The 13,571-nt window shown below is 41.3% G+C and carries 11 protein-coding genes; 7 read left to right on the top strand and 4 right to left on the bottom strand.

What is annotated here, in order from left to right; genetic code table 11:
* Window positions 1–99 precede the first annotated feature (99 nt).
* Window positions 100–693: an RsmD family RNA methyltransferase gene (locus ACM44_RS10605; RefSeq protein ID WP_048500021.1), complete on the top strand. Its 594-nt coding sequence runs from the start codon at window positions 100–102 to the stop codon at window positions 691–693.
* A 16-nt stretch (window positions 694–709) separates the two neighbouring features.
* Here the strand turns inward: ACM44_RS10605 and ACM44_RS10600 are convergent, their stop codons facing one another.
* The gene (locus ACM44_RS10600) at window positions 710–1,204 is read right to left on the bottom strand and encodes a Smr/MutS family protein (protein WP_048500020.1); all 495 of its coding nucleotides are present in this window, start codon (window positions 1,202–1,204) and stop codon (window positions 710–712) included.
* 608 nt (window positions 1,205–1,812) lie between these two features.
* Between ACM44_RS10600 and ACM44_RS10595 the strand changes: the two genes are divergently transcribed.
* The 3 genes from ACM44_RS10595 to glyA all read left to right on the top strand — a co-directional run bounded on the left by ACM44_RS10595 (window position 1,813) and on the right by glyA (window position 4,712).
* The gene (locus ACM44_RS10595; RefSeq protein WP_152669341.1) at window positions 1,813–2,190 is read left to right on the top strand and encodes a hypothetical protein; all 378 of its coding nucleotides are present in this window, start codon (window positions 1,813–1,815) and stop codon (window positions 2,188–2,190) included.
* Window position 2,191: 1 nt separating this feature from the next.
* The gene (locus ACM44_RS10590) at window positions 2,192–3,079 is read left to right on the top strand and encodes a hypothetical protein (RefSeq protein ID WP_048500018.1); all 888 of its coding nucleotides are present in this window, start codon (window positions 2,192–2,194) and stop codon (window positions 3,077–3,079) included.
* Window positions 3,080–3,440: 361 nt separating this feature from the next.
* A complete protein-coding gene (gene glyA, locus ACM44_RS10585; protein WP_048500017.1) occupies window positions 3,441–4,712 on the top strand; it encodes a serine hydroxymethyltransferase in 1,272 nt (423 codons plus the stop codon).
* 213 nt (window positions 4,713–4,925) lie between these two features.
* Here the strand turns inward: glyA and ACM44_RS10580 are convergent, their stop codons facing one another.
* On the bottom strand, window positions 4,926–5,720 hold the full coding sequence (locus tag ACM44_RS10580) for a response regulator transcription factor (RefSeq protein ID WP_048500016.1): 795 nt from the start codon (window positions 5,718–5,720) through the stop codon (window positions 4,926–4,928).
* 592 nt (window positions 5,721–6,312) lie between these two features.
* Between ACM44_RS10580 and ACM44_RS10575 the strand changes: the two genes are divergently transcribed.
* Entirely contained in the window at window positions 6,313–9,675 is a 3,363-nt protein-coding gene (locus tag ACM44_RS10575) for a methylmalonyl-CoA mutase family protein (RefSeq protein ID WP_048500061.1), read from the top strand.
* A gap of 434 nt (window positions 9,676–10,109) precedes the next feature.
* Entirely contained in the window at window positions 10,110–10,886 is a 777-nt protein-coding gene (locus ACM44_RS10570) for a sterol desaturase family protein (protein WP_048500060.1), read from the top strand.
* 97 nt (window positions 10,887–10,983) lie between these two features.
* Here ACM44_RS10570 and ctlX read toward each other — a convergent pair whose 3' ends face one another.
* Window positions 10,984–11,907: a citrulline utilization hydrolase CtlX gene (gene ctlX / locus ACM44_RS10565; RefSeq protein WP_048500015.1), complete on the bottom strand. Its 924-nt coding sequence runs from the start codon at window positions 11,905–11,907 to the stop codon at window positions 10,984–10,986.
* Between the two features lie 66 nt (window positions 11,908–11,973).
* Here ctlX and ACM44_RS10560 point away from each other — a divergent pair, with 66 nt between their 5' ends.
* Complete coding sequence (locus ACM44_RS10560; RefSeq protein ID WP_048500059.1) at window positions 11,974–12,633, top strand: copper homeostasis protein CutC; 660 nt, start codon at window positions 11,974–11,976, stop codon at window positions 12,631–12,633.
* 16 nt (window positions 12,634–12,649) lie between these two features.
* Here the strand turns inward: ACM44_RS10560 and ACM44_RS10555 are convergent, their stop codons facing one another.
* Entirely contained in the window at window positions 12,650–13,564 is a 915-nt protein-coding gene (locus ACM44_RS10555) for a dimethylarginine dimethylaminohydrolase family protein (RefSeq protein WP_048500014.1), read from the bottom strand.
* Window positions 13,565–13,571: the final 7 nt, after the last annotated feature.

The raw sequence follows: 13,571 nt of genomic DNA, 5'->3' as shown, positions 1-13,571 counted from the left end.
CATTGAAGACCAAATTTAGATTCTTTCGCGATGCGCAAATTAAATCTGGATGGATGCCGGAAAATTTAAACAACATATAAACCATTAGAAAACCCCAAAATGTACAGAATAATCAGTGGAAGATGGAAGTCCAAAAGGATTTCGGCACCGAAAAATTTCGAAGTCCGTCCTACAACGGATTTTGCGAAAGAGGCCCTTTTCAGCATTCTGGAAAACCGATTTGATTTGGAGTTTGAATTTGATTCCGCGCTGGATTTGTTTGGCGGAATCGGATCGATCGCTTTGGAACTGGCTTCCAGAGGTTGCAAAGATGTGACTTCCGTGGAAATGAATCCAAAACACGCCGCCTTTATCAATTCCACGGCTTCTGATTTGGATATGGCTGTGCAGATTGCGGTGCAGCGTGCCGATGTTTTTGATTATTTAAAGAAAAACAGGAACCACAAAAAATACGATTTGGTGGTTGCAGATCCGCCTTTCGAGACTTCGGTCGAAAAGTATAACGAGTTGATTTCTTTGGTCTTAAATAATAAATTTCTAAAAAAAGGGGGAGTTTTTGCGCTCGAACATCAAAGCCGCATCAAGCTTTCCCACCCGAATTTGCTCGATACCCGGAAATACGGAAATGTGAGTTTTTCATTCTTTAAGCCTAATGAAGAGGCCGAAACATTGGAAGTTCCTTCTGAGCAATAACTTTTCTTGGGCCTAATTACCTGAACCGGACCATCACATTTCCAACGGAATGATAGAAGAATTCATCCTGTTCGAAATCGATCTTTGTTTGACCAATCAGGAAATCGTGAACCATGTTCTGTACAACTCCGTCGCCGATTCCATGCACAATTTCCAATTCCTTCAATCGGTGTTTTCTGCAAAATTCAAAAGTTTCGATCAGTTTTTCTTTTTGAATGAACAGTCTTTCGGTGGAAGTGTAATCTTGCGGATTTTCCACCAGATTTTCAAAATGCAGATCCAGAACCAGGTGTTTTTTCTGGTGCTTTTTGGAGGTGGCTTTGTGGGATTCAGATTTTTGAATGGTATTAAGACCCTCGTAAATAGTTGGATTTTGTAAAACCAGTTCGTTTTTTTTGTAATGGTGCGTAAAGCCGTATTCATCCCTGAAAACCACGGTTTCCCCATGTACTGAAGTGATCGTGCCCTTCAAATCTTCATCCACCACGGAAACGGTATCGCCGATTTTCATGCCTCCTATTTTTAATGCAAAGTTAAAATCTATAATTCAATTCTCAAACATCCTAATTTGTTCATGGTTTTTCAGACCCCGTCGAATTCAAGGATAATTCCGCTATTTGACTGGTTTTTATTCCTAAAAACGTCACGTAATGCTCCGGAGGAGCGGTATCTGTGTAGAAAGACAGTTCGCAGAAAGTTGGCATTCCGTAGGAATGCTATCTTAAAAAGAACTTTCCTTTTGTTAAAAATATTTTATAAATGGAAATTTGCAACAATAACGTTCAACTGTTTTTAAGTCGGGTGAAAAGAGATAGCGTTCCTCCGGAACGCCCCATAAATAGGATTTGATTCAGCTACGCAGATACGATTCCTCCGGAATCATTTTTTTTAGCTTAAAAAAATTGGCTTTCATCATTAAACGGACTGCTTTCTTTTGCGCTAAATTATTTTCTATGAGATGTAAAAAATATTCTTAATCCTTGCGTTTCTTTAAAAAAATATGATTTACTGCTAAGTTTAATGTGTTTTGCCTGGTCAATGGAAAAAAATAATTGGAGAGATGAATTTTTTCTGTAAATTTGAAGTAAATCATAAGGTTTCATAAACAAATGTTTCAATATGAAAAAAATATTTATTTCCCTTTTTGTGTCAGTCTTTATGATCGGTTGTATTGCTCTGCCCGGCGAAGCAAATACAGCTTTCATCCTGAAAAACACTTCTGAAAAACCAATTAATATGACCATCGGAGTCATTAAGTGCTCTCAGGCTTTTGGTTGCCAGGAGTACAAAAACACGTTTATGGTAAAACCAAATGACAGCACCATTGCAAGACAGACCATTTTCAAAAAAGACAGCGAAAAGCCGCAAAGCTGGTTTGCTTCGTTTGAAATTTTTCCGGTTGACCAGGTTGAAATGAACGATCCCAAAAAGCCAGAAAACTGGATAAAATCGAGTAAAGATAAAATTCAGATATACACTTTTACTTTAAACAAATAAAATGAAAATTTTAGATTTGTTTTTTATCTTGTTTTTTTCGATTTGCTTTTCACAGGAAAATAATATTTTTGAAAGACTTTCCGCTTTAAACAACAATGGGAAAATCTGGTATAATATTGATGGCTATAGTGTTACAAGCGAAAAGTTCAAAAACACTTTTGATGAAAAAGGTTTAAAAAAAGTTTTTAAAAAGCACCAAATCTCTGAGTCGGAAACAAAAATTAAAGATGATCAAATCAGTTCAAACAATTTGGTTGTGACGAAACAGCAAAAGATTTCGGATGATAATTTCCAAATCAATAATTATTATTTTATTGAAAATCCTGACAAGACAATCACGGTAATTTGGTTTATCAAAAACGGAAAAACAGATAAAGAAACTGAAGAAAAGCTCGTAAATGCAATTATTGAAAATATAATTCCTAATGAAAATTTTGTCCCGATGCAAATCAGTTCAATCAATTTTGCAGGGAGAAGAATAGAGCTTGGAAACAGTTGTTACTGGACTTTTCTCAATACCGTTCAATGTCCGTATTTTGGTGAAATGAATTGGAGTGTCCACAAAACTTTGGAAGATGCAAAAGAGGCGGTTGATAATCAGCTCAAGGTAACAAAATCACGAAAAGGCGGAAAAGTGACCTCGGAAGAAATGGTAGATATAGTGTTCGAAGGAGTCCCAACAAAAGCAAAAAAAGTGATTTATAATTTTACAGGAGTACCTTCTGCTTTGGCCGCAATGTCCGGTGGGAAATCGCTGACTGTTTATTATGTTGCTGAAAATGTAAGAAATAAAAATGTGAGTGCGGTAATGAGTTTTTGGAACAATGATCAGATAAACCCTGAAACCGGACTTCCACCTCTTTTGGAAAAACTGATTAAACTGCAGTAATCTCATTACTTGAAAAAACTAAAGTCTGTTCACTGAAGTGGAAAATTGGGAAAAAGGCAGTTCAAGCACATTAAAACCGCCTCGAATTCAAGGATAATTCCGCTAATTCATCCAGTATCGATAAAGAAAAGTTTTTTAACATAAAAGTAAAGCTTTATATTTCATCACTAAACGAAGTCTCATTATTTGCCTTAACTCACTTTCAATGAGATGAAAAAGTCTTTATTTAAAGTGACGTTGCTAAACATACTCAGGATTTATCATTAAATTTAAATGGATTTAACCAGCTTCCCAATTCTCAATTTGATTTTAGTGGTGAAAATTCACTAAATTTGAGGCTATCTTTAATCAATATCAAATCATGACCAACGAACCCATTTTCGACTTGATCGAACAGGAAAGACAAAGACAAACCCATGGAATTGAACTCATCGCGTCCGAAAATTTTGTTTCAGAAAATGTGATGAAGGCGATGGGAAGCGTGCTTACGAACAAATATGCGGAAGGATATCCGGGAAGAAGATATTATGGCGGTTGCGAAGTGGTGGACGAAGTGGAGACTTTGGCAATTAACCGGGCAAAGGAACTTTTCGGAGTGGAATATGCCAATGTGCAGCCACATTCCGGATCGCAGGCAAACGCGGCGATTTATCTTTCGGTTTTGAAACCCGGCGATAAGATTTTAGGTCTGGATTTGTCCATGGGAGGACATTTGACACACGGTGCCGCGGTGAACTTTTCCGGAATTCAGTACCATGCGAATTTTTACGGTGTTGAAAGGGAAAGTGGCACAATAGATTATGAGGCGATGCGCCAAAAAGCTTTGGAAGTGAGGCCGAAAATGTTGATTGCAGGATATTCAGCCTATTCCAGAGATTTGGATTTCAAGAAATTCCGTGAAGTTGCCGATGAAGTGGGCGCTACTTTGTGGGCAGATATCGCGCATCCGGCAGGTTTGATGGCGAAAGGTTTGCTCTCTACTCCTTTTGAACACTGCCATGTGGTGACCACTACCACCCACAAAACGCTGCGCGGACCAAGAGGTGGAATGATTATGATGGGTAAGGATTTCGAAAACCCTTACGGACACAAAACCCCGAAAGGCGAAATAAAAATGATGAGCCAGGTTTTGGATGGCGCGGTTTTCCCAGGAATTCAGGGTGGCCCGCTTGAACATGTGATTGCCGGAAAAGCGGTGGCATTTGCAGAAGCGATTGATGCCAAATTTGAAATATATGCAAAACAGGTGATCGCAAATGCACAGGCGTTGGCAAAAGCGATGATGGACAACGGCTTTGATATTGTGAGCGGCGGAACCGACAACCATTTGATGTTGGTGGACCTCCGAAATAAAAATGTGAACGGAAAAGAAACCGAGAAGGCGTTGGTAAAAGCCGATATCACTTGCAACAAAAACATGGTTCCTTTTGACGACAAATCACCATTTACCACTTCGGGAATCCGTTTGGGTACCGCAGCGATTACCACAAGGGGATTGAAGGAAAAAGATATGGAAACCATCGCGGGTCTGATCAACGACGTGGTGATGAACATTAAGGATGAAGCCGTAATTTCCGGAGTCCGCAAAAAAGTCAACGACTTGATGGAAGGTAAAGCACTATTTAATTACTAGAAAGCGCCCCCTCCGAAAACTTAAAGTAATCCCGTCTTTGAGATGGATGCCGAAAATATTTTGGATAATCCGTGCTCCAAATCAATTGCGTCAAGACCAACGCCTTAGTATTTCCACATCTGGAAAGGGCCGGTCTTTCACATGGTTGAAATAAAAGTTTCATCAAAATGAAGCATGGCCATTTGAGAGCAGCTCCTGCTTTTTTTCGCGATTTTAGAGGTAGCCTCGTTCGAACGCTTTGGAGATGAGTTCGGAGCTGTTTCGGCATTTTGTTTTGGCCAGCATATTCCTCCGGTGCGTGCGAACCGTATGGCCGGAAATAAAAAGTTGCTCCGAGATTTCTGTGGTATCCAGACCCTTTGCCAGAAGGGTGATAATTTCGATTTCTCTTTTGGAGAGGATGTGATTCTCCTGGTTGTCCTCCAGATGTTTTCCGGGCCAGGACATCCTGTGAAAATCGCTTCTGCCGCCAATGCCCGAAACCACTACAAAATAGTTGTTTTTGGGAGCGACATGATGAATATTCGTGTGGATGTTCACCGCTTCCAGCAGCTGACCGTTTTCGGATTTCAGTGTGGGGACAGACTGGTGATGAAACATCTCGTATCCACCGCTGCCTGTACGCATCCGGAAACTGTAACTGGTTTTCAGCTGCATCAGGTGCTCGAATCCAATTTCCTTCATTTTCTCTACCGACATCTGTTCGGCTTCCTGCACGAAATTCATGTCGTCGGGATGAACAAGCTCGATAATCTCACTTAGGTGTTGTGGTGGCGTGTTGAAACCGTGCATTTTGAGGATATTTTCGTGGTGGTTACTCAGGGTGCTGTCGGTCAGCTTGATAGTATAGTAATAGTATTCACCCACCGAAAATATTTCGCCAATCAACTTTTCCAGCGAAGGCATTTTATAGATGCCGGTTTCATTCTTCAAAAATCCGGGATGCCGGTTCCAGATCTTTTGCAGTGGATGGGGTTTTTTGGGGTGATTCTTAAATTTCTCTTCCATTTGTTAACATTTTCGAGGTAAAAATACAAATATTTTGTTAAATATACCACAAAAGCGGTATTGCGCGTAACAATAAATTAATGCAACTTTGAGGCGATGATGAAAACCATTTGACAGCAACTTGTTTTCCGGCCGTAACCGGGGATGTATTGATATGCAACAGATTCTAAAAACACAAATATGAAAATTAAGAAAACCCGCCGGAAATCATAGTTGTTGATGCAGGAAAACAAAAGTAAGATAGTGAATAGTTAATTTTGGACGGGGTCATCTTCACCTTCAACCGACCCTTCCCCCATAGATGCTTCATAGATACTTCATGGATAGTTCATTAGGAGTCCATGAAAATACCACTTCATAGTAAAAAGCAAAATAGATCGTCGCTATTTCGAAATCGTATCGAAATGATTTCCTCCGCCGAACGAGCGCCTTCCAAATTTTATCAAAATCCGGCCGCAACACCTCCCTTATTTTCCAATTAATAACGCTACTTTTGGGTATGCCCATTGCAGGGAAGATTGCAATTTTTCCTTTTTCCAAAATTTCAAAAATCCGTATCTTTGAAAAATCCACAAAAATCTTAATTTTCTTTATGGAAACCACAAAATACGAACCTAAAAATAAAGTAAGAATTGTAACCGCGGCATCACTTTTTGACGGACATGATGTGTCGATTAACATTATGCGCCGTGTGATTCAGGGAACAGGATGTGAAGTCATCCACCTTGGTCACGATAAATCCGCTGAAGAAGTAGTGAATACTGCCATTCAGGAAGATGCAAATGCAATTGCGCTGACTTCCTACCAAGGCGGGCACAATGAATATTTCAAATACATCTACGACCTTTTGCATGAAAAAGGCGCCCCCCAAATCAAGGTGTTCGGCGGTGGCGGAGGCGTAATTCTGCCGGAAGAAATCAAAGCATTGATGGATTACGGAATAGACCGGATCTATTCGCCGGATGACGGAAGGGCGCTCGGTTTGCAGGGAATGATTGATGATTTGGTGGAAAAGTCGGATTTCGCGACCGGCGAAAACGTAACGGTTTCCGATCTGGATAAAATCTCTTTCGAAGACTCAAAATCCATCGCGCAAGTCATTTCCGCAGTGGAAAATTTCTCCACAGAGAAAGAAGATTTGGTCAAAGCCATTGACGAAAAAGCAAAAAACGCCAATATTCCCATCATTGGAATTACCGGAACCGGAGGCGCCGGAAAATCCTCATTAACAGACGAATTGGTCCGCCGATTTCTTCGTTCCAATCCGGATAAAAAAATTGCGATCATTTCCGTGGACCCTTCCAAAAAGAAAACTGGAGGCGCACTTTTGGGGGACAGGATCAGGATGAATTCCATCAACGATTCGCGGGTTTATATGCGTTCCATGGCGACACGCGAAAACAATGTTTCGGTTTCGCCTTATATCCATTCGGCGATCAATATTCTGAAAATTGCAAAACCGGATGTGATTATTCTGGAAACTTCCGGCATTGGTCAAAGTGGTTCGGAAATCACCGAAATCGCTGATGTTTCCATGTATGTGATGACGCCGGAATATGGCGCTTCCACGCAGTTGGAAAAAATCGACATGTTGGATTATGCCGATCTGATCGCATTAAATAAATCTGATAAACGAGGTGCTTTAGACGCATTGCAAGCCGTTAGAAAACAATACCAGAGAAATCATCTGTCCTTTGACCAACCGTTGGAGGCGATGCCGGTTTTCGCTACAAAAGCAAGCCAGTTTAACGATTGGGGAATGACCGAGCTTTATAACGCTTTGATTAAAAAGGTCAATTCCAGGTTTGAGCATTTGGATTTCAGCGAGTATGTAGAACATAATGTTTCAGAAGAATCCACCATCATTCCACCAAAAAGGGTTCGGTACCTTTCCGAAATTGTGGAAAACAACAGGCAATATGACAAAGAGGTCGAAGAACAGGCATTGATTGCAAAAAAAATGTATTTGGTGGATGGTGCAAAAGCACTGATTACCGATGATGAACATACTCAACATAAACTGGAGAAAGTATTCATCAAAACCAAAAAGGAACTTACTGAAGAAAACACTCTTTTCCTGCAAGGATGGAAGAAGTTCAAAGAAGAAATGAAAGAGGACACTTTCGCTTATCTGGTTCGCGGAAAGGAAATCAAAGTGGAAACCAAATCCGAATCACTTTCCGGACTGAAGATTCCGAAAATTTCTTTGCCTAAATTCCAGGATTGGGGAGATTTAATCCGTTGGAAAGGCCAGGAAAATGTTCCCGGGCAATTTCCGTACACCGCGGGAATCTATCCTTTTAAGAGAACCGGAGAGGATCCGACCAGAATGTTTGCCGGTGAAGGCGGACCGGAAAGAACCAACCGAAGATTCCACTACGTTTCTGCGGAAATGCCTGCAAAACGACTTTCCACGGCGTTTGATTCGGTGACCCTTTATGGACAGGATCCCGCTTTGCCGCCAGATATTTATGGGAAAATCGGTAATGCCGGAGTTTCCATCGCCACTTTGGATGATGCCAAGAAACTTTATTCCGGTTTTGATTTAATCAATGCGCTGACTTCAGTTTCCATGACGATCAACGGTCCCGCTCCCATGTTGCTTTCGTTTTTTATGAATGCGGCAATTGACCAGAACTGCGAAAAATATATTGAAGAACATCAGCTTTGGGCGCAAGTTGAAGCCAAACTTAAAGAAAAATTTGATGATAAGGGACTGAAAAGACCTTCCTACCATGGTGAACTTCCACCTTCCAATAATGGTTTGGGATTAAAACTTTTGGGAATCACCGGTGATGAGGTTTTGCCTGCAGAAGTGTACAACAAAATTAAAGCGGAAACCATCGCTACCGTTCGTGGAACCGTGCAAGCCGATATTTTGAAGGAGGATCAGGCACAAAACACCTGTATTTTCTCTACCGAATTTGCGTTGAGATTGATGGGCGATGTTCAGGAATATTTCATCAACCATAAAGTGAGAAATTTTTACTCGGTTTCTATTTCCGGTTACCACATTGCAGAAGCAGGAGCGAATCCAATTTCACAGTTGGCGTTTACCTTGGCAAATGGTTTCACTTATGTAGAATATTATTTGTCAAGAGGAATGGACATCAATGATTTTGCACCGAATCTGTCCTTCTTCTTCTCCAACGGAATTGATCCCGAATATGCGGTAATTGGTCGTGTTGCCAGAAGGATTTGGGCTAAAGCGATGCGCGAAAAATACCACGCAAATGACCGAAGCCAAATGTTGAAATACCACATCCAGACTTCCGGAAGATCGCTTCACGCCCAGGAAATTGATTTTAACGATATCAGAACAACGCTTCAGGCTTTATATGCGATTTATGACAACTGCAACTCGCTCCACACCAATGCGTATGACGAAGCGATTACCACTCCCACCGAAGAATCGGTACGAAGAGCGATGGCGATTCAGTTGATCATCAACAAAGAATTGGGTCTTGCGAAAAATGAAAACCCACTTCAGGGTTCCTTCATTATTGAAGAATTGACCGATTTGGTGGAAGAAGCTGTTTATGCGGAATTCGATAGGATTACCGAAAGAGGCGGTGTTCTCGGTGCGATGGAAACCATGTATCAACGCTCCAAAATTCAGGAGGAAAGCATGCATTACGAAATGCTGAAACACACCGGAGAATATCCGATTATCGGTGTGAATACTTTCCTTGGCAAAGATGGATCGCCTACAGTTTTACCGGGAGAGGTCATCCGCTCCACCGAAGAAGAAAAGCAGTTGCAGATTCACAATTTAGAGAACTTCCAGAAATCCCATGCCGACAAATCTGGTGAAATGCTGGAAAAGCTCCAACTTGCCGCCATCAACCAACAGAATTTGTTCGAAGTGATGATGGAAGCCGGAAAATATTGCTCACTCGGACAGATTACCAATGCACTGTTTGAAGTGGGTGGGAAGTACAGGAGAAATATGTAGAAAAAGAAAAAAGGTCCGTAAAAAGACTGTCATGATCTCCCGAAATTTTCGGGAGATTTTATTTTGCTAAAACTGCAAAGGGTTTCCCGCAAAAAGAGAGGATGTTCGGCAATCCCTGGCTGGAATTTTTCCGACGCTTTTTATGTAGCGGCGATTGAAAATATTTGTTGTTTTATATGTTTTTTGTAGAAGAAACTTGCGATTTACTCAAAAAAAGTAAATATTTTTTATTTTGTATTTGATTTCTTTGTAACTTCCCACTTTAGATAAAAAGCATATTGGAAGAAGATCGGGGAAGCTCAAAAGCATGAGAAACCACCTCCGGGATTGGTTGTGTGGGATGGCGTTTTAGTTTCATGGCATTTGTGGCAGATGATGGAATTTTGAAATTCTTTTGTGCGGCACTTATTTTTATAAAACTAATAACAAATATCATGAACAATTTTTTTTCACAGCTCCCAAGTCCTTGGGAGGTTGCAAAGGATCCGGCATCCATCGTAGTCATTTCCATTTTTTTGATTCTTATGACCGCCGAAGAAGTAGTTCCGGGCAGAAAACTTCCCCATGTTAAATTTTGGCGCCTCAAAGGCATTGCTGCATTTGTTGCATATTTCTTTTTGTCCACTTATTTGCCGATGATTTGGGGTGAAACTTTAGACAAATACCGGATCTTCGACCTCACCTTACTCGGAGATTATTGGGGAGCTTTAGTTGCTTTGCTGCTTTATGAGCTTGGCGTCTATATCTGGCACCGGTCGATGCATAAAAACAATGTTTTGTGGCGGGTTTTTCACCAGATGCACCACAGTGCGGAAAGGGTGGATACTTATGGGGCGTTCTTTTTTAGCCCGATGGACATGATTGGATTTACGGTTCTGGGGAGTCTCACCATGGTCTGGATTGCCGGTTTCACGCCGCAGGCAAGTATCTATGCGCTGTACGGTGCCACGTTTTTAGCGGTCATTCAGCATGCCAATATCAAGACGCCACAATGGATGGGATTTATTTTTCAAAGGCCGGAATCCCATTCCCTGCATCATGCCAAAGGAGTACACGCCTACAATTATTCTGATCTGCCTTTGTTTGACCTTATATTTGGAACATTCAGAAATCCAAAGGAGTTCTCGAAAGAAACTGGATTTTATGACGGGGCTTCATCCAAAATCACCAAGATGATCCTCTTCAAAGACATCTACATGGATCGGAACTGAATCGCAGGAATACCGGATGTAGTAGGATCCAGATTAATAATTGGTAGTTCTTACGGAATAGGAATCGATCATGTTGATTTTCAATCAATTGCCTCCGCTAATTTCTGGGCAAGAAAACTTCCGCCAACATGCACCTCGCACTTCCGCCACCATTGGTTTCGATGGTGTTCAAATCGGAAAAAATGATTTCTGAGTATTTCTCAATCGCAGAAATTTGTTCGGGAGTTAGCGATTTGTAGGCGGTTTCGCTCATGACTAAAAATGTTTTTCCTTCGGAATTCCTTACCTGGAGCATGTTTCCGGCGAATTGCTGCATTTGGTCTTCTGAGATTTCAATGAGCTCTTTTTCGGTGGATTTGATGACTTCCTGAACTTTTTCTCTTTCCATTTCGTCATCAATACAGTCCAGACAGATGACCACGAACTGATCTGCAACGCACATCATCACATTAGTGTGATAGATCGGTAATCTTTCGCCACCTACGTTTTGAAAAGAGTGAAAAACAACCGGAGTGAAACCATATTTATCACAAAATTTTCTGAACAAGCCTTCATCCAATCGCAGGGAAACAGAGCCATAAGCAATTTTATGGTCATGATCGAAAATCATACTACCCGTTCCTTCCAGAAATTTGTCCTGTTGCTCGAACTGGGAAAAATCGTCCACTTCCGTAATTTCAAAACCTTTTGATTTCAAAGTTTCCAATATATCTGCACGCCGCTCCACCCGTCGGTTTGGAGCAAACATGGGATAAAGTACCGCTTTTCCGTCACTGTGGAAACTTACCCAGTTGTTGGGGAAAATAGAATCCGGGGAATGGGGCTCCAAAGTGTCTTTGATCGTGATGACCCGAATTCCTTTCGAGCGTAATTTTTCCACAAAATGATTAAATTCGGCAAGTGCTTTTTGCTGAATGTCGGAATCTTTTTGTTCTACTTGAAAATAATTGTTTTCAGCGGTTTGCGCATTGTATCCGAAAGCGATCGGCTCAATCATCAGAACGGTATCTGTAGCTTGCATTAATGGTGATTTTTAATATTGAAATTGTTTCAAAAATACTTAAATTTATACAGAATAAAAAATGATATGTTAGAAATCGCATGCTTTGAAATGACCTCCGCCGAAACCGCCCTGAAATCAGTTGCAGACCGCATTGAGTTCTGTGCCGACCAACAATTGGGCGGAACCACTCCTTACATTGAGGAGTTCAGATATCTGAAGTCGGTTTACCGCAAACCCATTTTCGTGATGATTCGTCCAAAAGGGGGCGAATTTCTCTATTCCGACATGGAATTTGAGCAGATGAAAAAAGACATTGTGGAGTTTAAAAAAGCAGGAGCAGATGGTTTTGTTTTTGGAATTTTAACTGCGGGAAACAATATCGATACTGAGAGAAACCGCCAATTGGTGGAACTTGCGGGTGAAATTCCATGCACTTTTCATCGGGCGTTCGACAGGACTCCGGATCTGGATGTGGCCATCAAAAAGCTTATCCGTATTGGTTTTCGAACCGTTCTTACTTCGGGAGGTGCCGAAAATGCGATGAAGGGGAAGGAGAAATTAAGAGCACTTATCGAGCAGTATTCCCATCAGATTAATATTCTGATCGGCGGCGGCGTAAGATCCGGGAACATTCATGAGCTGAAATCGTTTACCGGCGGATCCTACTTTCATTCCTCGGCGATTCCTTCTTATGAAACCTTTGCGGATGATGACGAAATCAAAAAGCTGAAAAATGCATTGTAGCATAAACCGGAAAAACCTACTCCCGAACTAAAGGCAAAGTAGAACATCGCAACAAGCCGCCCATTTTGGAGATCTCCCGGTACGGAATTTCCTCCACGGTCATTCCCCATTCGTTTCTAAGGTGGTTGTTCATTCTGGTAAAGGACTTATCGGAAACCACGATTTCCGGAGAAATGGAGAAAATATTCGGATTCATTTCAAACATTTCTTCCGCAGTCACGTGGAAGCAGTTTTCCTCACCGAAGATATCCAGGATTAAGGTGTAGTCGCTTTCATCCACAAAACCGTCTTTGTAAATAATGCACTTGTCTTTGCCTACCGGATTAAAAGTGCAGTCCAGGTGCAGGATTCCCTTGAAAGGTTCGTGGTCGTTTTTGTTTAATTCAAAATCCAGGATTCTCTTTTTTGGGAAATATTCCTTTAAAATATCAATGGCATATTCGTTGGTTCTGGCGGTCTTGAAATTGCGGTAATCCTCGCTGTAGCAGGTTCCGATGAAAAGATAGTCGTTCCAGACAATCACATCGCCGCCTTCGATATGTGCGGATTCTGGCAGATTGATGATATCCCGCCATTTCACCTCTTCGAAGATTTTTTTGTACGCGTCCTGTTCATCCGCTCTGTCTGAGATCACATTGGAGATGATCATTTTATCGTCAATCACGAAAGCCACATCTCTTGCGAAAACCTGGTTGTAATCTTCAATGATTTCCGGGCGGAAAACCTTTACTCCATATTTTTTCAAAACCTTCTCGAATGCGGTCATTTCAGCGACAATATCTTCTTCCTTCGGATAAATTCCTTTTTGGATGGTGTCATAGGATTTGGCATCATAACTTTCTTCAAGGGTCGGAACTTTTCCCATGGAACCTGGTTGACCCAGAACCACGGACTTTAATCTTCCGGTTTCGTTTTTTATGTTGAGCTTCATTTGCTAA

It is taken from the genome of Chryseobacterium koreense CCUG 49689, from assembly GCF_001045435.1.
GTDB classification, from domain to species: Bacteria; Bacteroidota; Bacteroidia; order Flavobacteriales; family Weeksellaceae; genus Kaistella; species Kaistella koreensis.
Note: the sequence above shows the minus strand (reverse complement) of the source record. Positions and strands in the feature narration are given on the sequence as shown.

What these genes read in the sequence shown, in the direction of transcription:
- ACM44_RS10570 (WP_048500060.1), top strand. Translation starts at nt 10,110, where the DNA reads ATGAACAATTTTTTTTCACAGCTCCCAAGTCCTTGGGAGGTTGCAAAG.
- ACM44_RS10590 (WP_048500018.1), top strand. Translation starts at nt 2,192, where the DNA reads ATGAAAATTTTAGATTTGTTTTTTATCTTGTTTTTTTCGATTTGCTTT.
- ACM44_RS10580 (WP_048500016.1), bottom strand. Translation starts at nt 5,720, where the DNA reads ATGGAAGAGAAATTTAAGAATCACCCCAAAAAACCCCATCCACTGCAA.
- ACM44_RS10560 (WP_048500059.1), top strand. Translation starts at nt 11,974, where the DNA reads ATGTTAGAAATCGCATGCTTTGAAATGACCTCCGCCGAAACCGCCCTG.
- ACM44_RS10575 (WP_048500061.1), top strand. Translation starts at nt 6,313, where the DNA reads ATGGAAACCACAAAATACGAACCTAAAAATAAAGTAAGAATTGTAACC.
- ACM44_RS10600 (WP_048500020.1), bottom strand. Translation starts at nt 1,204, where the DNA reads ATGAAAATCGGCGATACCGTTTCCGTGGTGGATGAAGATTTGAAGGGC.
- ctlX (WP_048500015.1), bottom strand. Translation starts at nt 11,907, where the DNA reads ATGCAAGCTACAGATACCGTTCTGATGATTGAGCCGATCGCTTTCGGA.
- ACM44_RS10595 (WP_152669341.1), top strand. Translation starts at nt 1,813, where the DNA reads ATGAAAAAAATATTTATTTCCCTTTTTGTGTCAGTCTTTATGATCGGT.
- ACM44_RS10555 (WP_048500014.1), bottom strand. Translation starts at nt 13,564, where the DNA reads ATGAAGCTCAACATAAAAAACGAAACCGGAAGATTAAAGTCCGTGGTT.
- glyA (WP_048500017.1), top strand. Translation starts at nt 3,441, where the DNA reads ATGACCAACGAACCCATTTTCGACTTGATCGAACAGGAAAGACAAAGA.
- ACM44_RS10605 (WP_048500021.1), top strand. Translation starts at nt 100, where the DNA reads ATGTACAGAATAATCAGTGGAAGATGGAAGTCCAAAAGGATTTCGGCA.